The organism is Clostridium sp. CF012 (assembly GCF_018861755.1).
GTDB lineage: Bacteria > Bacillota > Clostridia > Clostridiales > Clostridiaceae > Clostridium_AD.
The window spans coordinates 18,288-42,349 of the sequence record NZ_JAHLEF010000006.1 but is presented as its reverse complement, the minus strand read 5'-3'; the positions used below and the strand labels follow the sequence as shown (position 1 = coordinate 42,349).

Below are 24,062 nucleotides of genomic sequence, written 5' to 3'. Positions count from 1 at the left end.
AATATCTGAAACATTAAAATGTGAATATTACCATTACTATATTTTTTTTATAATTATATCATCCCAATCGATACCGACTCCAGCAAGCCTAGAAAGAGATATTGTTATAGTTTTTGTATTGGGAGGTATAGAAAAAACAAATCTTACCTTTGTCCAAGTCGAACCATTACTTACTACTTTATTCATTATTTTCAGTGCATTGGGCTTATTAGGATCGTCTATTTGTACCATTCCGGTTGTATTTCCATCACCATTTGCTCTAAACCATCCTTCAAGCACAAATTGTTCTCCAGAAACCTTTAATTTGTCTAAGGAAGTAATCTTTTGAGTTACGGCTGAATTAGTAATACTACTATTTATTCGTAAAAAATTTGCGCCCGTTTTACCTCCACTTTTTTCAATTGTCTTTCCAGTCCATTGGCTTGTCCCACTCCATGCACCAGGATTATTTACGGTTAAACCTTCAAAACTATGGGAGGTAGTTAGTTGAAGTCTACTGCTACTATTAGGATCTGCAAAGAAAAGTCCAGAAGGTGTTAAAACCTCAATTGAACCATCATCCCATTTTGTTTTGATATAATCAAGTAAGGCCGTAAAATCAGACAAGGACATAGTACGAGGTTTATCTAAATTACCTGCGTGACACATGAATTCAATACCAGTCTTATTTTTAATAGCTACATCTATAGCTTCTTTTGATTTTCGAAGTGTTCCTGAGTCGTCTGAAACTGTATAATGATTTAACCCATGATATATTTTTGTTGGCAGCGTCCTTACTGAATCATATGGATATGCATATGCTTCTGTTATAGCGTAAGTTTGCATTAGTAAATTTCCAACTATGCCGTTGTAATCACTTGGTTTAATTAACCCATCATAGGGTAAATTCTTTGTTTTAGGAGTAACTCCTGGGAGTGCCCAACCAGCAACTTTTATATTTTGTGCTTCTATTTCTGCTTTTGAGGTTACTATTTGACTATATAATCCTGCATATCCTTTTGGGCTGTAGTCATTATGGTCTGTTCCATGACTCCATATTTCAACGCCATTTCTATTCCAATTCCTTACTTGATCCCAAGTTGTACCTGAACCCCAATAATGCGAAGCTTTAAACCGTGATATTAACGCCATACTAGAGGGAAGACCGCGAGAGAGTAACAGGGGATATATTTTTTTTCCAAATATATCTTGATAATCGTCAAATCTTAATGCAACTACCCCTTTTCCACCTGTACCAATTACTCCACCTTTTGATATACGTTCTTGTTGTAATAAACGTGATGGTTTTGTGATAACATTTTCTACATCTTTACTAACTACACCAGTTCCACCTAAAATTACAACATGTTTTACATCTTTGTTTCTTATTATATTAAGAATCTTGAAAGAAATTGAACCTTTAGCAGTTAGAAATATGGGGGCATTTTTTTTAGCTGCTAAGACTGAGCCAGCCAATGCATCTGGGAAATTATTTCCTGTAGCCAAATAAATTGTATCAAAGTTTAAATCTTCTTGAAAATTTTCATTGATAATTAAGTTAGTGGCATACCTATTAGCACCACCAAGTCTCTTCCTGTTAGGTGCACTTGAAGCTACAGATTCACCTATGACACCAGTTCCTCCCACTATATATGAAACAGGTATATTTTTCCCTTTAACAAACTCTTCTATATTTGAATTCATAGAATTTTTTGGTGATAGTAGAATAGGCATTGACTTTATACCTGAAATTGGAGCTATGGATAGTGCATCTGGGAAGTCAAAGCCTGTTGCCATGATAATTCCATTGGTTACACCCACGGTTTCCGCTATTTTTTTAGAAGTATCGTACCTGTCAGTTCCACCTACTCGAGTAATAGTAATTTCTAAACCTTTTAACTGACTTTCTACTCCGGGTCCTATAACACCAGCACCACCTATTAAAATAGCCTCAGTAGCTTTTAATCTTTTTATTTCAGTTAGGATATTTTGGTTCATTGCATTCTTTTCTGTTAATAGTATTGGAGCATCCTTTGATTTTGCTAAGGATGATGCTGCTAAGGCATCTGCGTAATCTAATCCCGTTGCTATAATAACTGTGGTAGACTCTGTCCAACCTGACTTACTAATAGCCACAGAAGTTGTATACCTATTAGTTCCTGATAGTCTTGAAGCCTCTAGATTAGTGTCTTGTGCAAAAACAGGAGTAATATTTAACACCCCACACAATAATAAACCCATTAAAGCACCTAAAAAAAGTCGTTTGTTTTTTAACATATAATTTATTCTCCCCCTACTTTGTAATACTAGCAGATTAACATGATAATCATACCATAAATTTACTTGAGAGGAAATAAATTTTACAAGTTCAACCCTTCAGCTCCCACAAAACCCCCGAGGTTAAACCGAAGTGTGTCGAAACGAATACACGGAGTTAGGTGGAAGCCAGAGATGGAAACTACCCAAATGTATGAAATTTTACTAGTTAATAAAACTAACTTCAAAATATGGGTAATATAAGATATAATGTGTATATAGATTAAAATTTGAATAATATGAAGAGGGGATTTTATGAAAATCAAAAAGAAGTTTGCCATATATTCTGTAATTACAATACTCATTCTATGTTTATTTTCTTTAGGAAACATAGTGCAATTTGTTATTAATATTGAGTGGTTTAAAGAAGTGGGGTACCTTTCAGTATACTTTACAAATATACTTTCTGTGTCAAAACTTATGATACCTATTTTTATCCTTGGTTATTTTGGTATATGGTTATACTATAAGGGCGTAAGAAAGAGTATCATCCACATGAAAAAGGTAGTTGAGGTAAATCCCAAGAAAGAGGCTACCCAGAAAAAGATTTTTATCGCTTGTAATTTAGTTGGTTCGTTTGTATTTGCCTTTGCTCTTGCATCTATATATTGGGAAATGGTTCTTAAATTCATAAATGCAGTTAGCTTTAATGTGAAAGATCCTATTTTTAATATAGATGTATCTTTTTATATTTTTAAACTTCCGTTAATTGAATCTTTATATAGTCTTGTAATGACACTACTCGTATTCTTAATTATTATTAAAGTAATAATTTTCTTCGTATTTAAATCAAAGGATATTTTTTATTCAGGAAAAATACGAAATGGCTTTGCAGACTCAAAAGAATTTGGAAAGGAACTCATTATATTTGGAGGAAAGCAGATTGCAATTATCTCTTCACTTATAGCACTTTTCCTAGCACTTGGATTCTTAGTGAAAATATTAAGTTTAGTGTATAGTCCTAGTGGGGTTGCATATGGGGCAAGTTACACGGATATTCATGTAACATTACTTTTTTATAAAGTATTGATTGTAACTTGTATCATTGCTTCAGTAGTAATATTTATGAGTGTTTTAAAATCAAAGCTTAAGCCTATAATAATTTCAATTGGTGCTATAGTTTTGATAAGCTTTGTAGGAGGAATATCAGGAGCAGTAGTTCAAAGTAGTATTGTAAAGCCAAATGAAAAGCAACTCGAAAAACCATATATTCAAAATAATATTAATTTTACAAGAAAAGCCTTTAATATAGCAGATATCACTACAAAAGCTTTTAATGTAAAAAATGATTTGAAAAAAGAGGATATTTCAGATAATCAGAAGACAGTAGATAACATTAGGATAAATTCAACTGCGCAGGCGCTTGAATTTTATAATCAAGTTCAAATATTAAGATATTACTATAACTTTAGTGATATAGACGTAGATAGGTACAAAATAAACGGTAAATATAGTCAGGTATTTATTTCAGCAAGAGAAATAGACTCAAAATTATTATCTCCAGACACTTGGCAAAATACTCACATGGTTTATACTCATGGTTTTGGTGTTGTAATGAGTAAAGTAAATGCTGTTACATCAGAGGGGCAGCCTGATTTTGTAATTAAAGATATGCCAATTGTAAACAGTACAGATATTAAGTTAACTAATCCGAGAATTTATTTCGGTGAACAAACAAATCAGTACGCATTAGTAAATACTAATGTGAGTGAATTTGATTATCCTCAAGGGGAGGTTAATAAAGTAACAAATTATGCTGGAAAAGCCGGGATCAAAATGAATTTAATTAATAAAATTTTATTTGCAATAAATAAGGGGGAACTAAATTTTCTACTATCAAGGGATATTAAGAGCACAAGTAAAGTTATCATTAATAGAAATATAGTTGAAAGGGCAAAGACTATAGCTCCATTTTTAACTTATGACCGAGATCCATATGTTGTTGTAAGCGAAGGGAAAGTATATTATATGCTTGATGCTTACACTACATCGAACAAATATCCGTACTCGCAGCCACAAAATGGAATAAACTATATTAGAAATTCAGTTAAGGTTGTAATCGATGCGTATGATGGGGCTACAAATTACTATATCGCGGATACAACTGATCCAATTGTGCAAACCTACTCAAAAATTTATCCTAAGTTTTTTAAGGATATGTCAGAGATTTCAGCTGACCTTAAGGAGCATTTTAGATATCCATCTGATATATTTAATATTCAAAGCGCAGTACTCGGGAAATATCATGTAACTGATCCTGGAGTCTTTTATAGTGGGGAGGATATTTGGGATGTTTCTAAGAATGCAAACGTAGTAGGGGGTGAAGTTAAAACAACTATTCCACCATATATCATACAGAAATTACCAGGGACTGACAGTGAAGAAATGATATTACAACAATATTTTAACATAAAGGGAAAATATAATATGACCGCAATTTTAGGTGCTAGAATGGACGTGGGAAACTACGGTAAACTGTTCCTAAATAAATTTCCAGCAGAAAAAACAGTTTACAGTCCGCACCTTTTTAATCAGAGAGTAAGTCAGGATACTACAATTTCAGCACAGCTTTCTTTGTGGGATACAGGAGGATCTAAAGTACAATATGGAGACACTGTGATTTTACCAATAAAGAATTCGCTTCTTTATATTGAACCTCTATATCTAAGAGCTAGTGGGAAAAATAGTATTCCTGAAATGAAAAAAATAATATTATCTTACGACAACAAGCTACTGATGGTTGATAATATTGAAACTGGATTACAGCAAATATTTATGTATAAGGCGCCAGATGCAGTAGTTCCAGGTGCAACGGGAACTACTACAGAGCCATTAATCCAAGCTAAAATCGAACTAATTAAGCAGGCAAATGATTTATATTTAAAAGCGCTTGAAGCTCAAAGAAATCTAGATTGGACAAAATATGGAGAATATAATAAGAAACTTGGCACTATACTAAAACAATTAAATGAATAAAAAGCAGACCCTCGAGGGGGGCCCGAAAGGTGTCGAAACGGATTCACGCAGTTAGGGGAAGAGGAAACTACTCAAATTTATAGAAGTATAAATTTTGGGTAGTTTTTTTGTCGTAAAAATAGAATGTTTACACATGAAAATATAGTGCTCGTGAGGGCACTATATTGGTAAGCTACATCAACTGTACTTGGAACCCCATCTCCATCAGCTTTAATGTCATGCTATAAGTATATATGGATATCTTATTTGAACATTAATGGTATGAGGGATATAATATTAGTTGTGTGTATTGGTGCACGCAGGAATAATATAAAAATGAGGGGGAAAGGTTAATGAATAGATATATTAAAAGAGTATTTTCACTATTGGTTATATTGTGTTTAATTTTATCACAAACAAATGTAACTTCTGTTTTTGCAACTAATTTAGGAGTAGGAGAAAAAGTTTCTGCAACTGATTTAGGACTAGCGGAAAGAATTTCTGGTAATGATAGGTACAAGACAGCGGTAGAAATTTCAAAGAAGGGATGGGCAGCATCGCAGTATGCAGTAATTGCAAGAGGGGATGATTTTGCAGATGCACTGTGTGCAGGACCGCTTGCTAATAAATTTTCGGCTCCTATACTTTTGACACCAAAAGACTCATTAAATTCAGATGTGATTTTAGAACTTAAGAGGCTCGGAGTTGAAAGTGTATTCATAATTGGCGGAACGGGTGCAGTATCCACAAATATAGAAAATTCACTAAAGATTGAAGGAATTACAAAGATAGAACGTATATATGGACTAGACAGGTATGAGACATCAGTAAAAATAGCAGAAAAAATTGGTACAAGCAGTAAAATTGTGTTTGCAACAGGAGAAAATTTCCCTGATGCATTGTCCATATCGGCAGTAGCATCAAAAATGGGAATGCCAATAATTCTTACTCAAAAGAATAGTCTTCCAGATAAAGTAAAACAATATATGTTAAACAAGAAATTTGACAAAATATATATTATTGGTGGCCCAGGAGTAATCATAGATGGAGTTAAGAATTTATTATCAGGATCAACACGTATCGGAGGAAAAGACAGGTTTGATACCAATACACTAATTATGGCGGAGTTTGAAAGTGTACTGAGTTTTAATAAAATTTTTGTAGCTGTAGGGGATGGACCAAAAGGTGATGAATTTGCAGATGCCCTGTCAGGGTCTGTATTAGCAGCAAAAGAATCATCGCCAATGGTACTCGTAAATAAAACTCTACCTGAAGTAACAGGTAATTATCTTAAATCAAAAGTGAAGTTTGGGTCTAGGGTAATTGTTTTGGGTGGAGAGGCTGTAGTATCTTCGAAAGTTGCAGATAAGATAATTGCAATTATAAGTGAAATACCTATAGTCATACCAGCTGATAGTTATATTGCGCTTGGAGACTCTATTACTTATGGAATGAGCGCAGAGAAGGATCATGGGTATGTTGATCTTTTCTATAATAACTTAAAATCTTTTCCGGGAAATGTCGGAATTAAGCTTATGAACCTTGGTAAATCAGGAGACAAAAGTAGCGATCTTTTAAGCAAGCTACAGAATGATGCAACTACTAAAAATTCTGTAAGCAAAGCTAAGGTGATAACAATAAGTGTTGGAGGGAATAATCTTCTATCACCTGTCATAAATGGACTTGCCATTGCATTCAATCTTGACCCAGCGTCGGCTACATTCGCTAGTGATCTGGAATTGGCTATAAGTAATCCTAATAATCAGCAGAAATTGACTATAGCATTGAGCAAACTTCCATCTGGAATAATGTCAGGTGTGAAACAATTTGGTACTGATTGGGTTTATATAATCGGAATGATAAAGATGTTGGCTCCAAATGCAGATGTTTATGTAACAACTTTATATAACCCTTTAAATCACCTAGATCCACTTTATAATATATTTGATCAAGCAATACAAGGAATAAATACAACAATAAGAATTCCAAATACAGGTTATAAAGTGGCAGATGTATACACTGCATTCCATGATTACCAGGGAATAGACCCTTTGACAAATTTCAGTTTATTCACGGGCAATCTGGATCCTCATCCCACAACTAAGGGGCATGAAGTTATTTATCAGTGTCACGTTGATGCTAAGGAAATATTGACAGTAGATGCGGCAAACAAATAACGCAAGAACCCCGCGAAGGTAACTTAAATGCTACAGAAACAATAGAACCAAACTTAATTTAAAAATGTATGAAAACAGACACCCATTGTTTGCTTTTGTACATTTTTTTTTGTTGTATAATTGTCAATATTAAGTAAAATATGTTAATTAATTGGACGTACTGATTTAAAAAAAGTATTGTAAAATATTTACAAGTAAGTTACAATTAATTACAATAATTAAATTTTAGTAAGGAGCTTAAGGGGGTGTCCTTAGAAATAAATTATAATTATTTGGAGGCTAATTTAAAACGAATCAAAATATCAAATTGGAGGGAATTAGATGTTTAAAAAGAAACAGAAAAAGATACTAAGTTCGATAATGTCATTAGCATTAGTATTATTTAATTTTAGTGGGATCATTGGAGCTGAAAATGTAAAGGCGGACACAATCGCTGTTATAAATGAAGGGTTTGATAGTGTAAAAGCAGCACCGCCTGTTGCACCTGCTACATCTTCTACATTTTTAGATGAAGCTACTATACCAACAGGTTGGATTTTTACAGGAGGTACTTCCCCAATATTTCAATATACCTCTAATGGTAATTTTGGAGTAGCATCCCCATCTATAAAGTTACAGTCCACTACAGGTAGTCAGATTACTTCTCCTGTTTTTAACTTAACAGCACCAGCAACACTTACTTTCTGGCTTAAAGGTCAAGGCGGTGGCACACCATCCGTTTGCACTTCAAAATTATTAGTTGAGCAAAGTGATGGTACTGATTGGAGTAATATAGAAGATATCCAATTAACTGCAACTACAATAGGAATACAAACATATACATTGCAAAGCAATATAAAACAAGTTAGATTTTCACTTACTAAGTTAGTAGGAAATGCGGCAATAGATGATATTAAAATCCTACAAGATACAGATGCTGCAACGGATGTAACCGTTACCGCAGTATCTTTAAATAAAGCTACACTAGCGCTAGGAGTTGGACAAGCATCACCATTAGTAGCCACAATAGCTCCAACTAATGCTACAAATAAAAATTTAAGTTGGTCTTCAGATAACACCACGGTAGCAACCGTAACAACTGGTGGAGCAATAACAGCTGTTGCTGAAGGTACTGCCACAATAACAGTAACAACAGAAGATCAAGCTAAAACATCACTATGCGTAGTAACTGTTTCTGCTAATGCACCACCCACAAATAAAACCTTTGATATAGTAGGAATTACAGATTTTCATGGACAACTTTTAGATTCTACAAATACAAAACCTGTAGGAGCAGCACTAGCAAAAGTAGTTAAAGATGTAAAAGCTGCAAATCCAGATAGAACACTCATAATTGGTGGAGGAGACATGTATCAAGGAACACCAGTATCTAATGTGTTACGTGGGGTTCCAGTTCAAAAGGTATTATCAAATATGGGAATGGAAGTTACAGCCCTGGGCAATCATGAATTTGATTGGGGCCTTGATGTAATTAATAGTGAAACTATGATTGGTGCAAGTTATAGTATTGTTTGTGCTAACATGTATGACAAAGGTAAAGATACTAGACCCTATGAGCCCTATAAGATATTTACTAAGGATGGGGTGAAAATAGCAGTTATAGGGGCTATACTTCAAGAAGCTCCAACTATAATTATGCCAGCGTTAGTAGCTCCTTTTGATTTTAGAGATCCAGCTACAGAAATTAATACAGTTGCAGCAGAGCTTAGAGCTAAAACTGGTGCAGATAAAATTGACATAGTACTCGCAGACGTACATGACGGTGGTTCTTCACTTAATACTATGGTTAATAAATTACATGGAGTAGATGCAGTGTTTGGTGGACATACACATAGTATCGCTGATGTTGTAAATAAAGATGCAGATGGTAAGGATGTACCTACATTAATAGCAAATTCAACAGGTAAAGGCTATATAAATTTAAAAATTACAGTTGATGCTGTTACTAAAGCGCTTACTTTCTCACCTAGAGGTTCAAATTATAAAGCATTAACAACCGCAGTAGGTACAGCAACAGATTCTGAATGTAAGAAAATTGTTGATGATGCAAGTGAGAAATTACTTCCAATATTTAATGAGAAGATTGGAACTAATGCTTCAGCTCTAACTAAAGACCAAGTAGACTCACCTTATGGCGAATCACAACTTGGAAATTGGATGGCAGATGTTGTAAAGAACTATCCTAAGTCACCAGCAGAGGTAGGCATGGTGAATAACGGTGGAATTAGATTAAGCCCAATTGTAGCAGGAGATATAACTGTTGGGACTATATTCAACATCATGCCTTTTGATAACACGATTTGTACAACAACTATGACAGGAGCACAGCTTAAATATATTCTTGAACAAGCTGTTCAAACTGATGGTAAAGGAATACAAATTTCCGGAGTTAAATTCACATATGATTCTTCAAAACCATCATATAAGGCAGCTGTAGTTGCTGAAGATGGGACAATTACAACACCAGAAGTACTAGGACAAAGGGTAATTAGTGTAGTAAGGGAAGAAAATAGTTCAATTGTAGAAGATACGGATACACTAAAAGTAAATGCACCAGATTTTGTGGCAACTGGCGGGGACACTTTTACAGGGTTCTTAGTACCAGAGATAGTAACTAGCTTAGTTGATTCACATTACACTGTAAGAGATGCTTTAAATGCTGATGTCAGAGCTAAAGACAAAATGACAGTTGTAATGAATAATAGAATAGACAATCAAATGAAAGTTGTGGCTCCTGTAGCAATGACTATATTAGAAGCTAGAACTACACTTAAAACAGCAGTTATACTTACTGGATACGTTTCTGCCGTTAATGGTAACAATGTATTTATGCAAGATAATGCAGCTGCTCCTACTGCAGGAATTTGTGTGTATAATAAAGCTGGAACGACTTTCACAGCTAAAAAAGGTGATAAAATAACAGTAACAGGAAACTTATCAACTTTTAGTGGCTTACTAGAAGTAACGCCAACTGCTAGTACTGATGTAGTAAAAGTAAGTACTGGTAATACAGTTACACCTAAAGAAGTTACAGTAAATCAAGTTACAAATTCAATACAAGGACAATTAGTTAAAGTGAAAAATGTAAAATTTACAAGCATAGACAATGCAGCTGCATCAATGGCAGAAGATTCAACAGGTATCATTAATGTATTTAAAATGCCAGTTGTAGCTGGACTTGCAGTAGGCGATATTGCTGATGTAACAGCTGCAGTTACTTGCTATGGTACAACTATAGAACTTGCAGTGGATAGTGCAGCAGATGTAGTTAAAACTGGAACAATACCAACACCAAATGGAGCAACCATTTCAGTAGTAGCAACTTCAGATGTTCATGGAAATGTTCTAAACTTTGATTATGGAACAAATGCAGAACCTTCTACTGGACAAGGACTTGCAAAGGTTTCAACTTATGTTAAAGGTTTGAGAGCAGCAAATCCAAATGTTATGCTAATAGATAATGGAGACACTATTCAAGGAACCCCACTTGTTTATTATTATAATATGATAGATAAAGCTAAAGTTTATCCAATGGCAGCAGTTATGGGTGAAATGGGCTATGATACAATGACACTTGGAAATCATGAATTTAATTATGGGTTACCAACATTAAATAGAGTAATAACAGATGCAAAAGCAAAAAACATTCATATGTTATCAGCTAATATTTATAAAGCTGATGGTACAAATTTCGTTGAACCATACACGATTAAATCCTTTGTTGTTAATGGTAAAACAATTAAGGTGGCAATACTTGGTCTTACAACAAAAACTGTACCAAGTTGGGAAGATCCAGCTCATTATGATGGATTACATTTTAATGATTTAGTAGATGAAGCTAAAAAATGGGTACCAATAGTAAAAGCAGAAGGGGCAGATGTTGTAATAGTAGCTGCACATACTGGAGAAGAAGGAGCAGCAGATATTATTCCTGAAAATCAGGCTAAGGCATTGGCCACGGAGGTAAGAGGAATAGATGCTATAGTTGCGGGGCATGCACATAGTACTTTAATTGATACTACTTTAAAAAATCCAGATGGAAAGATAGTTCCAATAATAGAGCCAGGTAAATGGGCACAAAAGGTATCACAAATTGATATAGCTGTTGATGCAACTGGAACAGTTACGGGATTAACTACTAAAAACGTAACTATGGGTAGCACTATAGCTGAAGATCCTGCAATAAAAAGTTTAATTGCACCATATCAAGCTAAAACATTAGAGTATACAGCAACAGTGCTTGGACAATCTAAAGGTGAATATAAAGGTGACAAACAAATCACACAACCAACTGAAATAATGGAGTTAATAAACAAAGTTCAGGCTGATGCAGCGGGAACACAGCTTTCAATAGCAGCTCCACTAAGTTTAAAAGCATATATCCCAGGTGGTGATATTACTATTAAGGATATTATGGGAGTATATGTATACGAAAATTTCCTTTATGGAGTTAAGATGAATGGAAAACAAATAAAGGACTGGATGGAATATACAGTAAGATATTATAAACAAACATCAAGTTCAGCAGATCCAATAGTTAAAGATCCTGCATTAAATATAGCAGATTATAACTTAGACCAATTATATGGAGCAAGTTATGATATTGACTTAACTGAGCCAGCAGCTACACTTGATTCAAATGGATGTGTAGTATCTGGAAATAGAATAAAGAATCTAAAATTTAACGGAAAATTAGTTAAGGATTCAGATGCATTTACAGTTGCAATAAATAACTACAGATACAATGGTGGTGGAGGATTCATGGCTGCTGCAGGCTTTGTACCTGGAAGTCCAGCTACAATAGCTGCTACATTCTATGATTCTGCAAAGGTTCTTGGAGATGATGGACAGGTTAGAAACATGATGTTTAAATATGTACAGGATAATGGAACTATTTCTCCAACAAACAGTAATAATTGGAAGATAATAGTGGCACCAGTAAGCACTGGCGGTTCAACTTCAATAAGCACTGGCGGTTCAACACCAGTAGTAACAACACCAGAAACGGTAATACCTGTAGTAACCAAAACAGACAGTAACTCAAATGTTGTAGCTACTTTGGATTCATCAAAGATAGACATTAACAAAGTTAATGTGATTAAAATTGATGAACCAAAAGCTGAAAGCAAAATTCAAGTACAAATACCAGCAAGTGCTATTGGAACTGGAACAGGAAGCTTTAAGATAAACACTAAAGCAGCATCTTTAAGTATTCCAACAAGTATAATAGATGCAAGCCTTTTAAGTAGCGGTGGAACACTACAAGTTTCACAAAATATAATGGCTACAACAGATGCTAATGCATTGTTGGTTAATATTCCAACAGGTGGCAAGACTAATGGCAAAGTTTTCACCTTTGTTATGTCAATTTATGATAGTAAAAATAATTTAGTTAGTGATATTCATAATTTTGCAAGTGGTAAGAGTGTAGGAATAACAATAAATCTTAGTAATGAGGATATTAAAGGAATGGATACTTCAAAAATATCAGCCTTTTACTTTGATGTTACTTCTAAGAAATGGGTTGATATGGGCGGTAGCTTTGATTCAATAAAAATGGCATATACCTTTAACACAACTCACTTCTCAGATTTTACTATTATGCAAAAGTTAGAAGTATATGTAAGTAGATTATCTGGAGATACCAGAATAGAAACCTCAATTGCTATTGCTAAAGAGCAATATACTACTACTAAACCAGATGCAGTAGTACTCGCTACAGCAAGTGGTTTTGCTGATGCCTTAGTTGGTTCAGGACTAGCTTATAAATATAATGCACCACTCTTATTAGTTAATAAAACTGTTAGTGACAGCAAAAGTGTATTAGAGTATATTACTACAAACTTAAGCAAAACCAAAAACATCTATATATTAGGTGGTACCGGCGTCATTAGTAGTGAAATCGCAGATTACCTAACGGTGCAAGGGTATAAAATAATCAGACTTGGCGGGAAAGATCGTTATGAAACAAATCAGAAAATTGTTGATTATTTAAATATAACTAAAGGTACTAGTATGGTTATAGCAACTGGAAATGATTTTGCAGATGCACTTAGCATATCAAGTATAGCTAATATAAAGGGACTCCCTGTATTATTAAATGGTATGGATACCTTAACTGCGGGTGTTCGCAGTTATATAACTAATTTACAACCAACAACTATTTATCTTATAGGTGGAACAGGAGTGATTAGCACTAATGTCGAAAACGAAATTAAAAAGCTTAATGTCAATATAGAAATAGTAAGACTAGGTGGAAAAGATAGATATGAAACATCAATGATGATAGTAGATTACTTTAATTTATCAAGTAGCACTATAACTGTAGCAACAGGAAAAGATTTTCCAGATGCTTTAAGTGGATCGGTACTCGCTGCAAGGAAAAATTCAGCTGTACTACTTGTAGATAATAAGGATATAAGTAAGCAGAAAGGGTTATTAGTTAAACAAAAGATAACAAATGTAATTTTATTTGGTGGAGAAGGGGTAATAAGTAATAATATAGCAACCTCATTAATTCAAAAATAAAATTTATAAAGAATAATAAAATAATAAAGGACTATCTCAAAATAGAAAGTGATTTCTAGGGAGATAGCCCTTTATTATTTTATTTTGTTGAAAAATGAAAATAATCTTTATAAGTTCTACATAATAAAAGGGTATAATTTACATGATTGTTAGGTTAGTTGAATGAAAATAGGTATTCAAGATAAAATCATTTTTTAATTTTACAGAATTTGTGCTGAAAGTCCACTCATTCAGGTGTGGGATAGATAGCACTTGAAGATATTCAAGACAATGATTATAAATAGTAATAAGTGTATAAAAACATTTATAAAACATGAAAATAACTCTATTATTTTGTATATTGTCCAAGGTATATGAGAAAAATATTATTAATAACTATTGTATTAGTGAAAGCATTAAAAAACATGTAAGAACAAAAACAAGATGTTAATGGAATGCGAGGTGGACTTCAGTGGCAAAAAAAGAAGCTAAGCAACGATTCATATTAAATTTAAATCTTAAAACAGAAAAATTTGAAGAAAAGATATTGGATAGAAGGTTTGAAATTGGCAGGAAGATTTATAATTCAATTTTAGGTAAAGCCTTAAATAGGTATAATGAGATGAGTAAAACTAAAAAATGGAGAAATAATCAATCTGAATTATCAAATAATTATAAAAGTAAATGCGATAAGAAAGAGCTTAATAAGCTTTGCGCTCCATATCTTTATATCAAAAATGAAATGCTCAAAGAATTTAGGCTAACTGAATATTCACTTCATGAAGATGTAAAATTAACGCAGCATACATTTAAAGACAATATAGATAGTTTTACTGCTCAGAAGGTTGCATCAAGAGTATGGAAAGCTTTAGAAACAAATCTATTTGGTACGGGTGAACAAGTTCATTTCAAAGGCCAGAATAACCCGGTAAATTCATTAGAAGGCAAATCTAATGGTACTGGGATAAGATATGATATGGTCACAAATACCTTTAAATGGATTGGGTTAGAGATTGAAACAATGCTTAATATAAATATATACTTCAAATAGTTTTAGAGGGAATAGTTCCTGCTAAGCTTAACAAGGAGACGAGAGAAATCCAAAATTATATAGGTAGTGGAAATTGCGGAATTGACATAGGAACGCAAACGGTAGCTTATGTTTCTAATTATGATGTTAAGTTATATGAATTGGCTCCACGTGTACAAAATATTGAAAATGAAAAACGAATAATACAAAGATTCATGGATAGAAGTAAACGAAGCACTAATCCTAATAATTTTAATGAAGATGGTATGATTAAAAAAGGCGCTAAATTAGAATGGAAATATTCAAAGAAATACATCAAAGCTAAGAATAAGCTTAAGGACATATATAGGAAACAAAAGGACCTAAGAGAGCAAGATCATAATGTAATGACCAATGAAATAGTAAAAAAATGCAACGTAGTCTATGTTGAACAAATGAATTTTAGAGGGCTACAAAAACGTGCTAAAAATACAACTACTAATGAGAAAACTGGTAAATTCAACAAGAAAAAGAGATTCGGTAAATCATTAGCAAATAAAGCACCTAGTAAATTTTTAGAAATATTAGATAATAAGTTAAAAGCTAAAGGTGGAAAATACATTGAAATTAATACAAGGCAAGTGAAAGCTTCGCAGTACAATCACTTAAACCAACAATATAATAAAAAGAAGTTATCTCAAAGGTGGAATTATTTTGAGTATAATGGCAAACAAATCAAAGTCCAAAGAGATATATATTCAGCATATTTAATTAAAAATGTAAGTGAAGATTTATGCTGCATACATCTTGATAATTGTAGCAAAGGTTTTGACAAGTTTTTAGAGCTACATAATAGAGAAATTGTAAGATTGCAAGGATTAGAAAATTTAAGTAGTGTAGGAATTTAGAATAAAATAAAACGTCTTGAAACGGGCGGCATACTACCGCGAGTGTGGTCAACGGATTGCTTGGTAGTGAAATTGCTAGGGAAAATAATTAGTGGTAATGTCACTCGTGATATTAAAGAAAGTTATTTAGTACCTAAGAACACCATGCATTTAGGCGTGGTAGTTTCAGTACGACTAACATAAATATAAATTGTGGGGGAAAGTTCTATGAAAATATTTAAAAATATTAAAATTGCACAAAAACTTATATTATGTTTTTTGTTAATTTCATTTGTTATGGGAATTGTCGGATTTATTGGGATGTCACAAATAAAAAAAATCAATACAAATTCAACTTTAATGTATGAAGATAATTTAATGCATTTGAGAAAAGTGGGGGAGTTAAAGGAGAATTTTTGATATTTGGTTTTATTTTTGCAGTAGTACTTGGAGTTTTGATATCAACTTCAATATCAAAACAGATAAATAAGGTTTTAACATTTGCGGATGCTATGGGAAGTGGTGATTTGACCCAAAGGATAGATCTGAATTCAAAAGATGAAATTGGGAAATTATCTAAAGCTTTAAATAAAGCCGCTGAAAACACTCGAAAGCTTATTTCAACAATAATCTCAAGCTCTAGCAATATGAGTAGTTCAAGTGAAGAAATCTCCGTAACAATAGAGGGAATTTCCACAAAAATAAATAATATTAATGAAGCTACAAAAGAGATAGCATCTGGTACTAAAAATTTGAGTGCAACGTCGGAAGAAGTAAATGCATCAATTGAGGAGATAACTTCAAATTCCACTGAGCTTTCAAACAAAGCAAAGGAGGGAGATAAAGCTTCTAATGAAATTCAGGCTCGCGCAGCAGAAATAAAAGATAAAGGGTTAAGAGCAATAGATATTTCTAAAAAGATATATAAAGAAAAGCAAACTAATATATTGAAAGCAATAGAGGATGGGAAAGTTGTTGAAGAAATTAAAGTAATGGCTGATTCTATCGCAAATATTGCCGCTCAAACAAATCTTTTAGCATTAAATGCAGCTATTGAGTCAGCAAGAGCTGGTGAAATGGGAAAAGGCTTTGCTGTAGTAGCGGATGAAATACGTAAACTTGCAGAGCAATCATCAAAGAATGTTTCAAATATACAAAATGTTATAATTCAAGTAAATAGTGCTTTCAAAAATCTTTCTAATAACACCCAAGATATACTAGCTTTTATTGATAACAATGTGAATCCTGATTATGAATTATTTTTAGAAACTGCAGTAAAATATGAGCAAGAGCAGCCTTTGTTAAAGCAATGTCAGAAGAAATTGCAAGTGGTACAACCCAAATACTTAGCGCTATAAAGCAAACTAACTTAGCAATTGAAACCGTATCTACTACAGCAGAGCAGTCAGCGGTAAGCTCAGAAGGAATACTAAATGGTGTAGATGAAACAACTATTGCAATTAAAGAAGTTGCGAGGTCAGCACAAAGACAAGCAGAATTGTCGGATGAATTGAATACCTTAATACAAAAATTTAAGATATAAAATAACATATTTATAAAGAATAATAAACCATGCTTACACTGTAAGCGTGGTTTAGTTAAAACATATCTTTCTTATTTAAGTAATAAACAACAAATACACCTAGAAGCCCAACTATTGCAACCACATACCAAAAGCCTAAGCCTACACCAGTAGTACCGAAGGGTACTCCAGTTACATTCATACCAAATAGCCCGGAAATCATATTAGGTATAGCCATAACTATAGTAATGGCAGCTAGTAATTTCATTACTATATTAAGGTTATTTGATATAACAGAAGCATAGGCACCCATAGTACCACTTAAAATATTACTATAAATAGTACACATCTCTATTGCCTGTCTGTTTTCTATAATAACATCCTCTAGTACGTCATTATCATCTTCATACTTTTCAAGAATGTCTAGTTTAAGCATTTTTTCTAAGGTGACTTCATTTCCCCTTAAAGAAGTAGAAAAGTACACAAGAGATTTTTCCAGGGCCAATAGTTGAAGAAGCTCTTTATTCTTTAAAGATTTATGCAATTGCTTTTCTACTATATAGCTCTTCTTATCAATTTGTCTTAGGTATATTAAATAATAGTTTGCAATTCTATATAAAATTTGCAGCATGAATCTTGAACGCTTAAAAGTAAAGAAGGAGCCAATCTTTCTTTCAGTGAAATCTGATAATATTTTGCTATTCTTTAAACAGACTGTAATTATAACTTTATCAGTATGTATCATAGCTAAAGGGTAAGTATCATATGTTAAAGAGTTATCATCCATATCAGTAAAAGGAATATCCACGATAATTAAGGTGCAATCATCTATATCAATACGAGAGGTTTCCTCTTCATCTAAAGCAGCCTTTAAAAAATCCATAGGTACATTGGCCTTTTTAGATACGAATATTAATTCTTCATTTGACGGATCTATCATATTAATCCAGCAACCTGGTTCTATATTTTCTAGTTTTGTTAATTGTCTATTTTCTTCACTGCTATATATTGAAAGCAAATTAGCACCTCCTTAGTATAAGTCCATTTATATTATAATCCATAAGAAGCAATATGCACAACTAATAATTAAATTAATACTTTATTAAACCACAGTTGACAAGAAAGCCAGAATAATCGATAATGGTATATGAAAAGCTATACATGATGAATTAAAAAATTGGAATAATAATAAAGGTATTAGACTAAGTATATTGTAGAGGATTATTTTGGGGGGAGAATTTATGGAGCTATACCCATTATTTACAATTGCTTTAGCGCTGTCTTTAGATGCTTTTGGAGTAGCTTTATGTATAGGCTTAAACAGTCAAACTAAATTAGTAAATAAGATGGCCTTTATTATTACCTTTGGGTTATTTCAATTTTTATTTTCATATATAGGTGCTTATGCCGGATTCCTTTTCAACACATACGTAGCTATATTGCCAAGCATAATTGGAGGTATTATTATATCTTTCGTTGGAGTGGTTATGATTAAAGACGGCTTTGAAAAGGGCGAAAAGTGTCCACTTCTGAAACCTAAGATGTATTTTATTTTAGGAATGTCTGTAAGTATAGATGCAATGGTGGTAGGATTTACGGTATTAAATAATATAACAAAGGTTATATTATTTAAAGATACATTATTTATTGGGGGAATAACTCTTATAATGTCTACACTCGCCTTTATAGTTTCTAGATATCTAAAAAAGATAGAAATTGTAGGCCGATATGCAGACTATATTGGGGGAATAATCTTAATAATTTTTGGGCTAAAGATGATGTTTTTTTAAAAGAAAGGATGATGAAAATGTTAGAAAAATTAAAAGGTTTAAATTCATATGAGGCATTTAAATATTTTAAAGAGATGAATGAAATTCCAAGAGGATCTGGCAACGAGAAAGCAATAAGTGATTGGTTAGTAGGCTTTGCTAAAAAACACAATTTAAAGGTAATACAAGATAAAGCACTAAACGTTATAATTAAAAAGCCAGGAACTATTGGTTATGAGAAATCTAAAGTTATAATACTTCAAGGACATATGGACATGGTTTGCGAAAAAAATACAGCAACAGTTCATGATTTTGAAAAGGATCCTATTGAGTTTATTGTAGAAGGAGATTTTTTAAGAGCGAATGGCACTACTTTAGGTGCTGACAATGGTATTGCAGTAGCCTATGGTCTTGCAGTGCTTGCGTCTACTGATATGCCTCATCCACCACTAGAATTATTAGTAACTACTGAAGAAGAAACAGGTATGGGCGGAGCTCAGGCTATAGACCCTAAAAATTTAGATGGAAGAATATTAATAAATATAGATTCAGAAGAAGAAGGCAAACTTTTAGTAAGTTGTGCTGGCGGAGTAAGAGAAAAAATAAAACTTCCAATAACTTGGGAAGAAGCAGATAAAAGCTTTATAAACGGTGAAATTAAATTAATAGGTTTAAACGGTGGCCACTCTGGAATGGAAATCAATAAAGAACGAGGAAACGCTATAAAACTTATGGGACGTTTCTTAATGGATTTAAAATCAGTTATTGATTTTAAAATAAATGCTGTAAATGGAGGAGCTAAAAATAACGCAATTCCTCGTGAAGCTGATACTATTATATTGTTTAGAGAAAATGATAAAGCAATAGTTGTTGAGAAAATAGCACAGTGGAATACTATATTAAAAGATGAACTAGCTTCAACTGATCCAGAAGTTAATTTAGCAATGGAAATACTAAGCGAGAAAGTAAAGAGAACTTTTTCTGATGAGACTGCAACAAAAGCACTTCAAATACTTTTACTCATTCCAAATGGAGTTAAGAATATGAGTATGGCTATTGCTGGCCTGGTACAAAGTTCAACCAATATAGGAGTTCTTACCACATCTGATAAAGAGATAGTATTTGACTCTGCAGTAAGAAGTTCTGTAAGGACTTTGAAGAAAGCAATATGTGATGAAACTATAGTACTTGCAGAAATGACAGGAGCAACTATTGAATTTCAATCTGATTATCCAGAATGGCAATATAATCCAAACTCTGAGATAAGGACTATATTAGAAAAAGTATATAATGATATAAATGGCAATAAGCCTGAAATAGCGGCTATACATGCAGGTCTTGAGTGTGGATTAATTAGTGAAAAATTTGGAGGTAAGATTGATCAAATATCTTTCGGACCTAACATTTACGATGTACACACTCCTAAAGAGCACCTAAGTATATCTTCAACTGATAGAATGTGGAGTTTCTTAGTAGCAATTTTGAAGGAAAGCAAATAATTAATCCATTTTTGTGGATAAACCTACTTTTGTGGGTAAACCATTTTAGTTGATTTAGAAAGGCTTCTACTTTTGTAGGAGCCTTTTGTAAGATGGGAGCTATATTATGAAAAGAATTATTTCAATATTCGGTCTAAATCATATTGTACTGTTTTGGTATTAATGTAATAGAGCAAAGGTTATAAATAAAATTTTAGGGTAATATTTAAAGCACTGCTTGTATTGAGGGCAGGATTGAGGTAATATTATAATTGTTATAATTGTTATAATAATGTAGTAAGGTGATGTAAATGAATGTGATTTCATATTTAAAAGAGAATAATATTAAGGTTACTAAACCAAGAATAAATATATTAGAAATAATACTTGCAAGTAGTGAGGCTATAAATGCAAATCTCATAAATTCTATACTTACAAAGGACAATATAAAAATAGACTTGTCCACGGTATATAGGACTCTAGATTTGCTTGAAAGTAAGAAAATTTTAAATAAATTTGACTTGGGAAACAATATGTATAACTATACCCTAATTACCAATCCTCATAAACATATAATCCAGTGTGATTTATGTCATAAGGAAATGGTTATTGATTGCCCAATACCACAAATAGAAGAACAAATAAAAGCAAAGACCGGAATAACGCTTACAGAAAGTCATGTTTATTTAAAAGGAATTTGCAGGGATTGTGGTAAATGTAAAAAATAAGAGAGGATGAGGTTTATGCAATTTTCTTCATTGGTACTAATGGAAATAGATAAAGATACTAATCAATTTATTAAGGAAATTGGAAGCTATGAAGCTTCTGAAGGTGCGGAGTTCGTTACAAAATTAAATTATTATGGAGAACTCATAAACTTGTTTTTTGATACCCATGATGATGTGGAGGAGTGGCAATTTTCAGCAATTTATGATTATTTTAATGAAGAAGCCTTTAAGAATAAAGGATATGCTATTGAGGCTATTGATGATGAGTATAATCCAACATGGGTAGTTAGGTTCAACTATTCAAAAGAACATATGGTTGTTCGTGAAGCTATAATTGAAATATGTGAATTAATAAAGCAAGAACTAAGGGAAGTTTTTGAAAAAATCAAAGGAAAAGAAGACGAATACAAATAGTATAGGAGCTTGCAATGAGACTTGAATTTATTAATAGAGTAAAGGTTGATGAAATTTTAGGGCGAAATATATTTACAAATGATGGAAGCATCTTGCTTAGAACAGGAGTTAAATTAACGGAGCAATATATTGAAAAACTAAAAGATTTAGGAGTTTTTTATGTATACGTAGAAGATGCTCGGTTAGATGATATATCAATAGAAGATGAAAAGTTAAGTGATTTAAAAGCAATAACCATGAAAAATATGTCTAAGATAATGAAAAATGTAACTGCGGGAAATAAGAAAGGTACCAAGGATTCCTTAGCAGTAGTGGAGGACTTAGTTAATTACATTATCGAGATGGGTGATGTAAATAAGAGTTTGTACGATATTCAAACTTATGATAATTATACCTATCTTCACTCTATAGATACTGGAATTATGGCTATTTTTCTTGGAATGTCAATGAATCTTAAGGAAAGTGAATTAAAAGAACTGAGCATTGGAGCAATCCTCCATGATATAGGTAAAACACAAATTTCTAAAGACATTATAACTAAACCAGGCAAACTGACAGCTGAAGAGTTTGAAGAGATTAAGAAGCACCCTACTTATGGAAGAAATATTTTGGAACAGAATTTTTCTATGTCTACTGAAGTTTTAAAAGCAGTGGAACATCACCATGAAAGGGTTGATGGCAACGGATATCCTTTTGGGCTTGTTAGCAATGAAATTTCTAAGTTTGCAAAAATAATTTGTATTTGTGACGCTTATGATGCTGTAAGTAATGATAGAACTTATAGAGAAAAATTTAACCCTAGCGATGCTTATGAGTTAATTCTAGCAGGATGTGGAAATGCCTTTGAGGAAGAGGTAGTACAAAAATTCAAAGAAACCTTTTCAGTATTTCCATTAGGTGTTTGCTTAAGGCTGTCAAACGGAATTGAAGGATATGTGATTAAGCAAAACAAGAATTTTCCTGATAGGCCTGTACTAAGGGTGCTTTATGAAGCTGAGACTAGGAAACCTATTAAATTTTATGAAATAGATTTACTACAATACCAAAATATTGTAGTGAAATCAATAATATGAAAAGAGTGCCACCCACGTGGGGGAGTGGGCGGCGGTGGGTGTGGCCCGAACAACGGGGGGGGCGGGAGAATGGTGTAAATAAAAAAAAAAAAAAACAACCCCCCCCCCCCCCCGCGGCGGGCGGCGCCCCCCTCGCCGCCCCCCCCCCCCCCGGGGGGGGGCCACTCTATAGGAGTAAAATATGAAAGAAAAAAATATAAAAATCGTTATAAGGGGAATTACCCAGCAATATGGGTACTTATTAGAGGATATTAGAAGTGCGGATGGTAATTCTGAGCTTTGGACAGTGAGCAAAGACATTAATGGGGCTTCCTATCGATTAATATTTATTACGGGGGAAAGCCTACATGAATTAAAACAATATGATATTCCAGAAGATAAAAATAATATATATATATTGTTTTCTGAGGATGAATTTAGCATGGAAAGTGATACAAAAGCTCTATCAATAAATAATCTATTGGAAAAACCATTGATTCGCGTAGAGCTAAAAGATAAAAAAGTAAACTATTCTGAAGATGTGAATTTGCAGGTTGTACAGGAACTAGCTAGCGTCATGAGCAATAATAATTTGCAAAGCGATAGTGAAAAAAGTTTAGAGACTAAACCTTGGATTACACTGGGGATTATAGCTATAAATGTTATAATGTATCTGATTACAGCTTATTTGAGTTATGTTTATGCAAACGGGAGCATATTTAATAGTGACACTAATGTTCTAATTTTACTTGGGGCGAAAGTTAATGAGCTAATCCAAAAGGGACAATATTATAGGCTTGTTTCTTGTATGTTTTTGCATGGTGGCATTGTACATTTAGGTGTGAATATGTATTCACTTTATGCAATTGGGCCAATGGTTGAAAAGGTTTATGGGAAGGCTAAGTATATAGCTATTTATTTAATCTCCGGCATATGCGCATCTATATTTAGCTATATATTTTCAACAAGTGTTTCCATTGGAGCCTCCGGTGCAATCTTTGGACTACTGGGAGCAGTACTTGTTTTTGCAATTAAGTCTAAAGGTAAAACTGGGAATGCTTTTATAAGAAGTATTTTATCAGTTATATTCATAAATATATTTATAGGGGCCACGCTACCAAACATTGATAATTTTGCTCATGTAGGTGGACTTCTTGGTGGAATGCTTATAGCATTTTTAGTTAGTTTTAGAGCAGAAGGTTAGTGAGGCGAGCAAGTTCCACAGGGTTTTACTAGGCATACAGCCCCCCAGGGTTATACCTTGGGGGG

General features: G+C 33.1%; 16 protein-coding genes. 14 read left to right on the top strand and 2 right to left on the bottom strand.

Going from position 1 to position 24,062, the window contains the following annotated elements:
- Nucleotides 1-36: 36 nt before the first annotated feature.
- Nucleotides 37-2,256: a cell wall-binding repeat-containing protein gene (locus KPL50_RS07810; RefSeq protein WP_216297902.1), complete on the bottom strand. Its 2,220-nt coding sequence runs from the start codon at nucleotides 2,254-2,256 to the stop codon at nucleotides 37-39.
- 300 nt (nucleotides 2,257-2,556) lie between these two features.
- Between KPL50_RS07810 and KPL50_RS07805 the strand changes: the two genes are divergently transcribed.
- From KPL50_RS07805 to KPL50_RS26930, 8 genes are all read left to right on the top strand, one after another.
- Nucleotides 2,557-5,271, top strand: a complete 2,715-nt coding sequence (locus KPL50_RS07805; RefSeq protein ID WP_216298023.1) for a UPF0182 family protein — start codon at nucleotides 2,557-2,559, stop codon at nucleotides 5,269-5,271.
- A 332-nt stretch (nucleotides 5,272-5,603) separates the two neighbouring features.
- Entirely contained in the window at nucleotides 5,604-7,427 is a 1,824-nt protein-coding gene (locus tag KPL50_RS07800; protein WP_216297901.1) for a cell wall-binding repeat-containing protein, read from the top strand.
- A gap of 321 nt (nucleotides 7,428-7,748) precedes the next feature.
- Nucleotides 7,749-13,955 carry a cell wall-binding repeat-containing protein gene (locus KPL50_RS07795; RefSeq protein ID WP_216297900.1) on the top strand — a complete coding sequence of 2,069 codons (6,207 nt, stop codon included), beginning with the start codon at nucleotides 7,749-7,751 and terminating at the stop codon, nucleotides 13,953-13,955.
- 451 nt (nucleotides 13,956-14,406) lie between these two features.
- The gene (locus tag KPL50_RS26945; protein WP_253200513.1) at nucleotides 14,407-14,985 is read left to right on the top strand and encodes a hypothetical protein; all 579 of its coding nucleotides are present in this window, start codon (nucleotides 14,407-14,409) and stop codon (nucleotides 14,983-14,985) included.
- Nucleotides 14,986-15,179: 194 nt separating this feature from the next.
- Entirely contained in the window at nucleotides 15,180-15,851 is a 672-nt protein-coding gene (locus tag KPL50_RS26940) for a hypothetical protein (protein WP_253200512.1), read from the top strand.
- A gap of 207 nt (nucleotides 15,852-16,058) precedes the next feature.
- Nucleotides 16,059-16,250, top strand: a complete 192-nt coding sequence (locus KPL50_RS26935) for an MCP four helix bundle domain-containing protein (protein WP_253200511.1) — start codon at nucleotides 16,059-16,061, stop codon at nucleotides 16,248-16,250.
- Nucleotides 16,247-17,188 carry a methyl-accepting chemotaxis protein gene (locus KPL50_RS07785; RefSeq protein WP_253200510.1) on the top strand — a complete coding sequence of 314 codons (942 nt, stop codon included), beginning with the start codon at nucleotides 16,247-16,249 and terminating at the stop codon, nucleotides 17,186-17,188. Before KPL50_RS26935 ends, KPL50_RS07785 begins: the two co-directional genes overlap by 4 nt.
- A complete protein-coding gene (locus tag KPL50_RS26930; RefSeq protein ID WP_253200509.1) occupies nucleotides 17,140-17,373 on the top strand; it encodes a hypothetical protein in 234 nt (77 codons plus the stop codon). Before KPL50_RS07785 ends, KPL50_RS26930 begins: the two co-directional genes overlap by 49 nt.
- Nucleotides 17,374-17,428: 55 nt before the next feature.
- Here KPL50_RS26930 and KPL50_RS07780 read toward each other — a convergent pair whose 3' ends face one another.
- Entirely contained in the window at nucleotides 17,429-18,370 is a 942-nt protein-coding gene (locus KPL50_RS07780) for a magnesium transporter CorA family protein (RefSeq protein WP_216297899.1), read from the bottom strand.
- A 223-nt stretch (nucleotides 18,371-18,593) separates the two neighbouring features.
- Here KPL50_RS07780 and KPL50_RS07775 point away from each other — a divergent pair, with 223 nt between their 5' ends.
- The 6 genes from KPL50_RS07775 to KPL50_RS07750 all read left to right on the top strand — a co-directional run bounded on the left by KPL50_RS07775 (nucleotide 18,594) and on the right by KPL50_RS07750 (nucleotide 23,997).
- Nucleotides 18,594-19,142 (top strand): manganese efflux pump, encoded by a 549-nt coding sequence (locus tag KPL50_RS07775; RefSeq protein ID WP_216297898.1) that lies wholly within the window; start codon nucleotides 18,594-18,596, stop codon nucleotides 19,140-19,142.
- A gap of 17 nt (nucleotides 19,143-19,159) precedes the next feature.
- Entirely contained in the window at nucleotides 19,160-20,620 is a 1,461-nt protein-coding gene (locus KPL50_RS07770) for an aminoacyl-histidine dipeptidase (RefSeq protein WP_216297897.1), read from the top strand.
- A gap of 290 nt (nucleotides 20,621-20,910) precedes the next feature.
- On the top strand, nucleotides 20,911-21,327 hold the full coding sequence (locus KPL50_RS07765) for a Fur family transcriptional regulator (protein WP_216297896.1): 417 nt from the start codon (nucleotides 20,911-20,913) through the stop codon (nucleotides 21,325-21,327).
- 15 nt (nucleotides 21,328-21,342) lie between these two features.
- Entirely contained in the window at nucleotides 21,343-21,741 is a 399-nt protein-coding gene (locus KPL50_RS07760) for a DUF6762 family protein (protein ID WP_216297895.1), read from the top strand.
- 14 nt (nucleotides 21,742-21,755) lie between these two features.
- Nucleotides 21,756-22,814, top strand: coding sequence for an HD-GYP domain-containing protein (locus KPL50_RS07755; RefSeq protein WP_216297894.1), 1,059 nt, complete (start codon nucleotides 21,756-21,758; stop codon nucleotides 22,812-22,814).
- Nucleotides 22,815-22,995: 181 nt separating this feature from the next.
- Nucleotides 22,996-23,997 (top strand): rhomboid family intramembrane serine protease, encoded by a 1,002-nt coding sequence (locus tag KPL50_RS07750; protein ID WP_216297893.1) that lies wholly within the window; start codon nucleotides 22,996-22,998, stop codon nucleotides 23,995-23,997.
- Nucleotides 23,998-24,062: the final 65 nt, after the last annotated feature.

Coding starts and splice junctions, on each gene's coding strand:
- KPL50_RS07755 (WP_216297894.1), top strand. CDS start 21,756: ATGAGACTTGAATTTATTAATAGAGTAAAGGTTGATGAAATTTTAGGG.
- KPL50_RS07770 (WP_216297897.1), top strand. CDS start 19,160: ATGTTAGAAAAATTAAAAGGTTTAAATTCATATGAGGCATTTAAATAT.
- KPL50_RS26930 (WP_253200509.1), top strand. CDS start 17,140: ATGTCAGAAGAAATTGCAAGTGGTACAACCCAAATACTTAGCGCTATA.
- KPL50_RS07750 (WP_216297893.1), top strand. CDS start 22,996: ATGAAAGAAAAAAATATAAAAATCGTTATAAGGGGAATTACCCAGCAA.
- KPL50_RS26940 (WP_253200512.1), top strand. CDS start 15,180: ATGGATAGAAGTAAACGAAGCACTAATCCTAATAATTTTAATGAAGAT.
- KPL50_RS07760 (WP_216297895.1), top strand. CDS start 21,343: ATGCAATTTTCTTCATTGGTACTAATGGAAATAGATAAAGATACTAAT.
- KPL50_RS07810 (WP_216297902.1), bottom strand. CDS start 2,256: ATGTTAAAAAACAAACGACTTTTTTTAGGTGCTTTAATGGGTTTATTA.
- KPL50_RS07800 (WP_216297901.1), top strand. CDS start 5,604: ATGAATAGATATATTAAAAGAGTATTTTCACTATTGGTTATATTGTGT.
- KPL50_RS07795 (WP_216297900.1), top strand. CDS start 7,749: ATGTTTAAAAAGAAACAGAAAAAGATACTAAGTTCGATAATGTCATTA.
- KPL50_RS26935 (WP_253200511.1), top strand. CDS start 16,059: ATGAAAATATTTAAAAATATTAAAATTGCACAAAAACTTATATTATGT.
- KPL50_RS07765 (WP_216297896.1), top strand. CDS start 20,911: ATGAATGTGATTTCATATTTAAAAGAGAATAATATTAAGGTTACTAAA.
- KPL50_RS07775 (WP_216297898.1), top strand. CDS start 18,594: ATGGAGCTATACCCATTATTTACAATTGCTTTAGCGCTGTCTTTAGAT.